This window comes from Mycobacterium sp. TH-M82 (genome assembly GCF_057473605.1).
Genome location: NZ_JBYCKY010000666.1, coordinates 1 through 1,535, shown reverse-complemented (window position 1 = coordinate 1,535; position 1,535 = coordinate 1). Strand labels below are relative to the sequence as shown.

The 1,535-nt window shown below is 69.1% G+C and carries 1 protein-coding gene; it reads right to left on the bottom strand.

Annotation, left to right across the window (positions count from 1 at the left end; translation table 11 throughout):
* A partial coding sequence (locus tag AC2VON_RS19540; protein ID WP_486954432.1) for a replicative DNA helicase occupies positions 1-1,535 on the bottom strand: 1,535 nt, incomplete at both ends.

The window sequence follows — 1,535 nt, the reverse complement described above, 5'->3', positions numbered from 1 at the left end:
CAAGCCGTCCAGCCACGCCGCAATTGGGTTGCGCTTGCCGTGGGTCAACCGCTCCGGCGCCGGCAGGCGCAGCGTGGTCACCCGTGCCGCCGGGTATTCGTCGCGGATGGCCCGCACGCCGAAGTGGGCGGCGGCGATCGTCACCGCGCCGAGGTTCGCCTCGTCCATCGACGCGTGGCGGACCGGCTGGCGCTTCACGCACGATCCGTCGCCGATCATGTGGGCCAGCAGGATCAGCTCGGACTCGTCCATGCGCTGGGTGTCGACGGGCTCCGGGACACGCCGGGGCGCCGCGATGCGATCGCCAACCTGCAACTGCTCCAACGGCGTCCAGCCGTCGAGCTTCATGAAGGGGTGGTTGCCGGTGGCCTCGACCTCGCGGCCCGAGGCGAGCCGGAGCCGGAACACCTCTTTGTGCCCGCTGGGAAAGACGTTGGTCATCGGCCGGGCGACCATGCGCATCCGCTCGTCCAGCGACCACACCCACGGCCGTTCGCCGGTCCGCATGAGCTCACCGAACGTGACCTCGGCGCCGGTGTCGGCGCGCAGGATTCGCGTGGCGGCGGTCAGGCATCCCGACTCGCGAAGGTCCGAGAGCATCGGCTTCTTGTCGGTGCGCTGTTCGGGACCGCGGTTGAGCTGGCTGATCGCGACCACCGGCACCTCGAGCTCTTTGGCCAAAAGCTTCAGGTGCCGAGAGAATTCGGACACCTCGATCTGCCGGGACTCGACCTTCTTGCCCGACGTCATCAGCTGCAGGTAGTCGACCACGACCAGCTTGAGGTTGGCCTTCTGACGCAGCCGGCGCGCCTTGGCGCGGATCTCCATCATGGTCAGGTTGGGCGAGTCGTCGATGTACAGCGGTGCCTCGCTGATCTCGCTCATGCGCCGCGCCAGCCGCGTCCAGTCGTCGTCGCTCATCCGGCCCGACCGCATGTCGGCGAGCTTGATCTTCGCCTCCGCCGACAGCAGCCGCATCACGATCTCGGACTTGCTCATCTCCAACGAGAAGATGACGCTGGCCATCCGGTGCTTGATCGAGCACGACCGCATGAAGTCCAGCCCCAGCGTCGACTTCCCCACGCCGGGCCTGGCCGCCACGATGATCATCTGCCCGGGATGCAGGCCGTTGGTCACCTCGTCGAGTTCGGTGAACCCGGTCGGCACACCGCGCGACATTCCGCCGTTGGAGGCGATGGCGTCGATCTCGTCCATCGTCGGCTGCAGCAGGTCCTCGAGCGCGACGAAGTCCTCCGACGTCCGGCGGTCGGCGACGTCGTAGATCTCGGCCTGCGCGCGGTCGACGATCTCGGCGACGTCGGCGCCCTCGGCGCCGGCGTAGCCGTACTGCACCACCCGCGTGCCGGCCTCCACCAGCCGGCGCAGCAGCGCCTTCTCGGCCACGATGCCCGCGTAGTAGCCGGCGTTGGCCGCGGTCGGCACCGTCGAGATCAGGGTGTGCAGATACGGCGCCCCGCCGATGCGGCGCAGCAGGCCGCGGCGGTCCAGCTCGGCGGCCACCGTCACCGCGTCGG